We start from the raw sequence: 6,476 nt of genomic DNA, 5'->3' as shown, positions 1-6,476 counted from the left end.
CAAGAAGGAACAGACGGACATCATCCTGGGCTGCTTCGACGCGCACATCGAGCGGATCCTCAAGCCCCGCGGGAGGGACCCGCCCGCCCTCTGATACAGCGTCCGAAATCCAGAGCCCCTTGTGGGTATCAGCCTTAAAGCCCGGGAATTCCTCCCGTGCCCCACGAGGAGTCCCACATGCCCTTCCTCCCCCTCATCACCAACAACCTCGGCAAGATCGCTGCAACACTCGCAGCTGGCACCGCCGGCTACGCCAACCGCAAGACCATCGGCCGCTGGCTGGCCGGCGAAGATGAGCCTTCGGAAACACAGGCCTGCATGCGCGAGAAGGCCCAGGAGGTCCGGCAGCTCGAGGGCCAGATGACGCTGACCGAGCTCGACCGAAAGCACTCGGAGCTGCTCGAGAAGCTCTCCCAGGCCAACACCGCCGCGCTGGGCGAGATGCGCACGCTGACCAAGGACGTGAAGACCGAGGTGGCCGACATTCGCAAGGGGCTTCAGGGCCAGCTCGACACCCAGCGCGCTGAGACGATGCGCCTCGGCAAGGAGATGGCCGAGATGCGGGAGCGCCAGGAGAAGATGGAGATGACCCTCCGCGGCGCTGCCCCCGCATCCAGCGAGCAGCAGCAGGTCCGCCGGAAGATGGGCAACGGCGCCACCGGGCCCATGAAGCCGAACATGGGTGACGGGGTCCCGGCTGCGCCCAAGGCCAGCTCGAGCAGGGCCTCGGCTCGTAGTACGTCGCGCACCATGTGACTCTGGCTCGGGTGGCGAGGGGGGTGAAGTCCTCCTCGCCGCCTGGGATTCTTCTTTTTGGCTCAGAGAGGCACCGCCTCTAATGTCGGACCTTCAGATCCTCTTATCCGAAACGGATGCTTCAATTTCAAGGCGCATCTCACGCAATTTCGTGACCAGCTCTGTCATTTTCTTGAAGTCATCCAAGAACGAAGGGCCTGAGAGACGAAATGCAGCCAGCATGTCTCTACAAAGCTGAGCGAAGCGTGAAAAACATTCCCCAAACTGCTCACGGGTCCATGGTCCTAGTCTTTCCTCACGCCCATCACGCCGACGGTTGATGAACGTCACCGTTTTATTCTGGACGTCAAGCTCAATCTGAGAGTGGGCTCTTGCATTGCGGATAATGCGAATCTCGTCAAGCAAGAGGCCATCAAACACAGGATCGCCCCGAAAAACCCTTTTACATTCCGCCATGAGGCCACCGAGTTCAGCAGGAGTCTGCTCGATAGGCTGCCCCAAAAGCAACTTGGTTAGGGATAGCACGGCATGAAGCCCCTGACGGTAAAAGACCTCAGCGAATTGATGTGTCTGCCCTACAAATGCGTCGACCCACTCCTCAAACAGTGGCTCGCGGTCCAAGTGAAGCAACTTCAAGGCATTGCCGCTACCAAAGAAGGCGGGACCGTCGATCCGCGTGACAGCGTCGCAGATCCGAGTCCCTTCAGGGTCGAACTCGCGCCGGCAATGCGATGCCAAGATGTAGAGGTTCTTCCCGACGGGACGAGAGAGAGACTCAAGGTGAATAGCCACCAAGCCTTCTGTGGCGGGCTGCACGAAGTTCTCAAACAGCCGACAAAAGTCGATCACACACTTGGCTGCCTGTTCTTCAGGCATGCTATCCAGATCAGGAAAGGAGAAGTCCCTGATCATATTCTCGATGCTTATGGACCAAGTTCGAGGCGCACTGCCGAGCAACTTCCACCCTGCCTGATGTTCTAGTGCATCCAGTCTTTCTGGAGTGAGCCACGTCGCCAACTCGGGAAACACTTCCCGCCAAGTGGCTTGGGTGCTTGGCTGCTTTAGGGAGCGCTCTAGCACTTGGAGGGCTTGAAAAAGGGGGGAAGTATCCGAGTCCAAGGCTGCTAGGTCTCCAAGAGTGGTGCTCAGAAGGATGGGATAGTAACCAGTTCTCTGACATCATTAGTTCTTTTCATCGCTATGAACGAGAGAGAGCGCGCTTAGTACCCGGGAAGAGGCTTTAGCCGAAGGTCTAGGGCTCTCGTAGGATTGCCCCAGCGCACCGCGTCACAAGCCTCTGGTGCGACTAGTCCCTACCTAGCTGCCTATCTGCTTGCCCTCGTCATACGGCTCTTCCGGTGCGATGCAGGCTTCCTCGCCCTTACAGAGTTGTCCACATCGAGGGAACCCCGTCTACTGACGTGACGACGCACCGTGGCTGAAGACACCTTCACACTCCACTACATGCCCCTGAAGGTCCGCAGGTCGATCTTGGAGCAGGTGCCCGCTCGTCACGAAACGCACTCTGCCCTCACAAGGGAAAAGTGCGCTACGGAAACGTCACCCCCGTGAGGACGATGCTTCTGGTCCCATCCGCATCCCACAGTCTCAGAGTGAAGGAGCCCCGGGTCTCTGCCTCTGTCGCCTCCGCCTCGATCACGACGCGCCGGTCCTTCACGTCGAACGTGATGGGCTGCCGCTGCCATGGTGGCTTCACACGTAGCATGCGGCGTCCCGGGCCTACCAGTTCCGCGCCCACCGCCTCCCAGGGCGCTGCCCCCTCGGGAACCTCCAAGCTCAACACCACAGCCACCAGCCCCGCGGAGCGATAGCTGAACACCTTCGCCACCGCGAATGGATTCGTTGGATGGCGAGTGACGCGATACGTGAGGTCCTGGGGGACAACACCATCGTCACCCACGAGGCCTGAGGCGATCAGCCCCGTGAGTCCCCACTGCTCTCCACACTCCGCACGGAGCCGCGCGTTCTCCTCGCGGCATTGCTGAACCTGGGCCTCCTTCTCCTTCTCCGACTGCTGATAGGACGCCAGCGTGCGTTTCTGGCGGAACACCTCCACTTGGCGTGTGGCACGAGCCGGATGCGCCACGAGCAGAAAGCTCGCACTCGCCGGGGCATCCTCACCCACGAAGCGCACTGTCAACTTCAGCCGCTCCCCAGGCACCACGTTGTCTGAGGGCAGGAGAGAGAGGCTACTCTTGCCTACTTCCATCACGGTGAATCGTTCGGCTCCCTCCAGCGTCACGCCCGCTGACAGCAACTCGGTCCCGAAGAAGACGATCATCGTGCCCAGCCCAGGGCTGATACACACCTCGTACACCCTCCCATCCGGCTCAGCTGGCAGATTGATCCGCTCCTGTGCTTCGTCACAGTCGGGCAACCGCAGCGCCTCAGCAGCGTTGGCCGCTCCCGCCGTGATGACCAACACCAAGAGGGCAATGGGGGATAGCGCGGACATGAGACAGGACCTCCGAGGTGGGGCGCGGGGCAAGCCCCCTGGAACGTCGCCTTTACCACGTCATAGGCGAGTCGTGTCCGTGCGCCCTACGCCGCCCTCATGGAGGGCCAAGCTCACTCGAAGCGGTCCACCGCCCGCACCGTCGCAACGGAACCGATCTTGACATCGTCAGCCGTGGACCTGGACCACATGGGCTCGCCAGGCTTGCCCGTAATGGCCTCCACCAACTCGGCACATACCCGGACTGTGCCTCCGCCCTTGGGTAGCTGCGCCTGAGTAAACCGGCCGTAGACGCGTTCCCTCCCAAAGCTCAGCTTCCCGAACAAGAGGGTGTTCTGAGGCAGTTCCCCCCAGCGTCCATAGAGGCGGACGCTGATCCCCCCCTCCTTGACCGTGATGGGACGAGGATCACCATTGACGGGAAATGTCGCATCTCCGCGGTCCCCTACTTTGATGCCCAACTTCTCCATGGCCTCGACCGCGCCGGAAGGGCAAGGCTCGGCTGGTGGCTCGGGACGCACCTGCGGTCCAGTGCAGGCCATGGTGAGGCAAGCAGCACCTGTGCTGATCGCCTTGGCCACTGGAGCGAGGACCTTCTGCTGCTTCTGCTGCGGGTTCTTCACGGAAGCCTCTGCGACGGAGAGAACGTTGTCGCGATCAGCTTCCGGCGACTTCATAGGTGACGCTACTTTCCAGCCAATTTCTCCAACCTCCCAGGTAGTCTCCGGGACAACCTCGAATATCCGGGCACGAGGTTCCTCCGTTGCCATGACCGCGGCTGGGGGTGACGTCGCGGGACGAGGATGGAGCTGGACTACGGCCATGGTCAGCCCCAGGACGAAGACCAGCGCCGCAGTTCCCAATAGCGGGATGCTTAGAGCACCAGCGCGGATCGGATGCCTTACCCTGCTTGAGGAAACGAGGCCAGGTGGGCCGCCCTTGACCTCAACCTTTCCCGGTGGCTCTACCGGAGGCGCTGCTGCCGGAGGCTCAAGCTGTACAGCTGGAGCGACCTCGACCGCTGCTGGCAGCAGCGGCTTCCCTTCTGGAGCTGCTGGCACTGGCCACCTGCCCCTCCTGGGCCTCTCGTGCTCGTGCCTTGCCTCCCGGAGCCAGTGGTCCACACCGTCGTCGCCGTCCACACGCGCCAAGTCGCCCACGGTGGTCACGTTGTCCGGGGCATGGGCGTCGCACAGGGGCACGCTCCAGGCTGCATCCGCTATGGCCAGCGCCATTTCCACGGTTGCGCACAGCGCCGCTGCGTCCGGATAGCGGTTCTCAGGCTGCTTCTCCAGCAGCCTCATGCAGATGGCACTGATCGCCTCCGGCACTCGAGGGTTGACGACGTGAGGCGGCTCGGGAACCTGGTGGATGGTGACCTCTGCCTGCTCCGCTTCGGTCACCCCGACACACGGATACCTGCCTGTCAGCAACCAGTAGAGGACCACTCCCAGGGCGTACAGATCATCGCGGGGGCCTGGCTGGTAGTGGACATCCAGCCGGCGGACGTTCTCACGCAAGAAACGCCACGCTTCGGGGGAGCGGTACTCAAGCGTGCAAGGAGGGAGAACGTCTCGCGTCACCCTCGCCGTATGGGGGCCACCCGCGACTCCAAAGTCCACCACCACGACATCCCCATTGGAGGCACGCACGATGATGTTCGCCTCCTTCAGGTCCCGGTGGATCACGTTCTCCTGATGGATTGCCACCAGGGCCCTCCCCACGCCCAGCACCTTCTGAGTCACTTCGCGGGCGTCCGGGTTTTCCTCATCTGCCCACACATCGAGCCGCCGCCCCTCGACGTAGTCCATGATGACCACCAGGTACTCGTGAGTCTCCTCTGGCCAGAAGCCACATCCCTCGAAGCCCACCACGTTGCGATGAGAGACACGCAGCAAGCTCTCCACCTCGCGCTTCGCCCAGCCACCCGCGTCCTTGATGCGGATGAACTTGAGCGCGTAGAGGCGCTCGCCACGACGGGCCCGGTACACCGTGCCGAAGCCGCCGGCTCCCAACTTCCCCTCGATCAGGAAGCCACGGACGTCCGTTCCAGGAGGAATCTCCAGGGGCGCAAGCGCCGTCATGCCCCAGCTCCGAGAGCCAGGCCGTCCGGGCTCATCCGCGTCGGAGCAGTTCCCTCGTCCATGCGTTCAACCTCCAGGAGTTGGCGACGCTACCAGACCTGGGCACGTCCCGCTCCTGCTACGGGCAAGGAGCATGCACCCGCAGCTCCTACCCATCTACTATCCTCATTGGGTATACCAGGGCAGCACTGTACAAGCGGTGCATTCCCCTACCCCGAGGTCCGCATGTCCGAGCACTTGGCAACCACCATTGGCACGATGATCCACAGCGTCCGGCTCAATGCCGGGCTCACCATGGAGCAGGTGGCCGAGGCCATCGAGCTGCCTCTGCTCGCATACGCCCGGATGGAGCGCGGCAAGCTCCTGCCCACGCCTTCCACCCTGGTGGACCTGTGCCTCTTCTTCGGGGTCTCCTCGGACACACTCCTCGGCTTGCCCACCGTGAAGGCGTGACCCCAAATCGGGCAAGACGGGGATAGCCCTATCAGGTACTCTGCCGCTCACCCATGAATGAAGAGCTGGCGAAGATGATTGGCGAAGCAGCCCGTGAGGCCCGGCAACGCGCAGGGCTCACCCAGGCAGAGGTGGCCTCCCTGGTGGAGATCACCTCCATGGTCTACAGCCGCATGGAGCGAGGGAAGGTGATGCCCAGCGTCCCGACGCTGCGCCGGCTCTGCAGCGTGCTCCACATCTCCTCGGATGATCTGCTGGGGCTGTCAGGTTCAGGAGCCGCCAACGAGCCCACCCGCAGTTCTCGAGGAAAGCAGGAGGAACCTGCGCCGAGTCTACGCCGCCTCCTCACGCTGGTGCTCCGGATGGATGAGACCCAGCTCCAGGCGCTCACCGGCATGGCGGGCGCCCTCCTCCGGTAGAGAAGCACCCACCGGCTCCCTCAGGGCTGGTGCCCTTCTGGGCGGACGAACAGCTCGTGCGCGTCCAGCGCCTCCGGGAAGATGCCCTCCTGCGGGAGTTCCAGCCGATCACGGTGGGCGCTGGCATCGGCGACCAGCTTCGATACCTCCTCGTGGACTTCCTTCCGGCCGTATGGCTGGGGCATCTGCGCGAGAGCTCCGAGCAGAGCATCACGCATCTCGGTGGCCGTGACGTACCGCTGAGCAGGATCCCGCCTGAGGGCCTTGTGGATGATGGTCTTGATTGAT

At 62.6% G+C, this 6,476-nt stretch carries 6 protein-coding genes and 1 pseudogene; 3 read left to right on the top strand and 4 right to left on the bottom strand.

All coding sequences use genetic code 11. The features are described 5' to 3' along the window. The first annotated feature begins 177 nt into the window (after positions 1-177). On the top strand, positions 178-756 hold the full coding sequence (locus VD972_RS09590) for a ribosome-binding protein (protein WP_324984240.1): 579 nt from the start codon (positions 178-180) through the stop codon (positions 754-756). A 93-nt stretch (positions 757-849) separates the two neighbouring features. Here VD972_RS09590 and VD972_RS09585 read toward each other — a convergent pair whose 3' ends face one another. The 3 genes from VD972_RS09585 to VD972_RS09575 all read right to left on the bottom strand — a co-directional run bounded on the left by VD972_RS09585 (position 850) and on the right by VD972_RS09575 (position 5,316). Further along, positions 850-1,632 carry a hypothetical protein gene (locus VD972_RS09585; RefSeq protein ID WP_324984237.1) on the bottom strand — a complete coding sequence of 261 codons (783 nt, stop codon included), beginning with the start codon at positions 1,630-1,632 and terminating at the stop codon, positions 850-852. A gap of 673 nt (positions 1,633-2,305) precedes the next feature. Beyond that, positions 2,306-3,232 carry a DUF2381 family protein gene (locus VD972_RS09580; RefSeq protein ID WP_324984234.1) on the bottom strand — a complete coding sequence of 309 codons (927 nt, stop codon included), beginning with the start codon at positions 3,230-3,232 and terminating at the stop codon, positions 2,306-2,308. Between the two features lie 113 nt (positions 3,233-3,345). Then, the gene (locus tag VD972_RS09575; protein WP_324984231.1) at positions 3,346-5,316 is read right to left on the bottom strand and encodes a serine/threonine-protein kinase; all 1,971 of its coding nucleotides are present in this window, start codon (positions 5,314-5,316) and stop codon (positions 3,346-3,348) included. Between the two features lie 225 nt (positions 5,317-5,541). On the opposite strand from VD972_RS09575, the gene VD972_RS09570 reads away from it, so the two are divergent. After that, entirely contained in the window at positions 5,542-5,769 is a 228-nt protein-coding gene (locus tag VD972_RS09570) for a helix-turn-helix transcriptional regulator (protein ID WP_324984228.1), read from the top strand. Between the two features lie 53 nt (positions 5,770-5,822). Further along, positions 5,823-6,188, top strand: a complete 366-nt coding sequence (locus tag VD972_RS09565; RefSeq protein WP_324984225.1) for a helix-turn-helix transcriptional regulator — start codon at positions 5,823-5,825, stop codon at positions 6,186-6,188. A gap of 20 nt (positions 6,189-6,208) precedes the next feature. On the opposite strand, the pseudogene VD972_RS09560 reads toward VD972_RS09565, so the two are convergent. Then, positions 6,209-6,476, bottom strand: a pseudogene (locus VD972_RS09560) (serine/threonine protein kinase); the annotation flags it as partial.

The organism is Hyalangium sp. (assembly GCF_035629615.1).
GTDB lineage: Bacteria > Myxococcota > Myxococcia > Myxococcales > Myxococcaceae > Hyalangium.
The sequence above is the reverse complement of the archived record's forward strand: the minus strand, read 5'-3'. Positions and strand labels throughout refer to the sequence as shown.

Bases quoted from the DNA above. Each gene is read 5' to 3' on its own strand.
- VD972_RS09575 (WP_324984231.1), bottom strand. From the start codon at position 5,316: ATGACGGCGCTTGCGCCCCTGGAGATTCCTCCTGGAACGGACGTCCGT.
- VD972_RS09565 (WP_324984225.1), top strand. From the start codon at position 5,823: ATGAATGAAGAGCTGGCGAAGATGATTGGCGAAGCAGCCCGTGAGGCC.
- VD972_RS09580 (WP_324984234.1), bottom strand. From the start codon at position 3,232: ATGTCCGCGCTATCCCCCATTGCCCTCTTGGTGTTGGTCATCACGGCG.
- VD972_RS09590 (WP_324984240.1), top strand. From the start codon at position 178: ATGCCCTTCCTCCCCCTCATCACCAACAACCTCGGCAAGATCGCTGCA.
- VD972_RS09570 (WP_324984228.1), top strand. From the start codon at position 5,542: ATGTCCGAGCACTTGGCAACCACCATTGGCACGATGATCCACAGCGTC.
- VD972_RS09585 (WP_324984237.1), bottom strand. From the start codon at position 1,632: ATGCCTGAAGAACAGGCAGCCAAGTGTGTGATCGACTTTTGTCGGCTG.